Below are 361 nucleotides of genomic sequence, written 5' to 3'. Positions count from 1 at the left end.
TCCTTGGCGTCCTCCTCGGTCTCGTCGCGAAGCTGGGCCACATCCTGGTGGCGGAAGAGCGCGTTGTCGTCGAAGCCCACCTTGGCGTCGAGGCAGCGCAGCTTGCCGTCCTGGGTGACGATCAGCGGGTTGATCTCGAGCAGGGCCATGTCCTTCTCGGTGAAGGCCTTGTAGAGCTTCGCCGTGAGGTCCTCGGCCTGCTTGGCGAGGTCTCCCGTGAGGCCCAGCGCCTTGGCGACGCGGCGGCCGTGCATCGCCATGATGCCGGTGGCGGGGTCGACGGAGAAGGTGACGATCTTCTCGGGCGTCTTGTGGGCCACTTCCTCGATGTCCATGCCGCCCTCGGTGGAGACCACGAAGG

Annotated in this window: 1 protein-coding gene; it reads right to left on the bottom strand. The window is 66.5% G+C overall.

From position 1 onward, the window contains the following. Positions 1-361, bottom strand: a 361-nt coding sequence (locus tag SLNSH_RS24380) for an ATP-grasp domain-containing protein (RefSeq protein WP_342587876.1), incomplete at both ends; no start/stop codon positions are given.

The organism is Alsobacter soli (genome assembly GCF_003004785.1).
GTDB classification, from domain to species: Bacteria; Pseudomonadota; Alphaproteobacteria; order Rhizobiales; family Beijerinckiaceae; genus Alsobacter; species Alsobacter soli.
The sequence above is the reverse complement of the archived record's forward strand: the minus strand, read 5'-3'. Positions and strand labels throughout refer to the sequence as shown.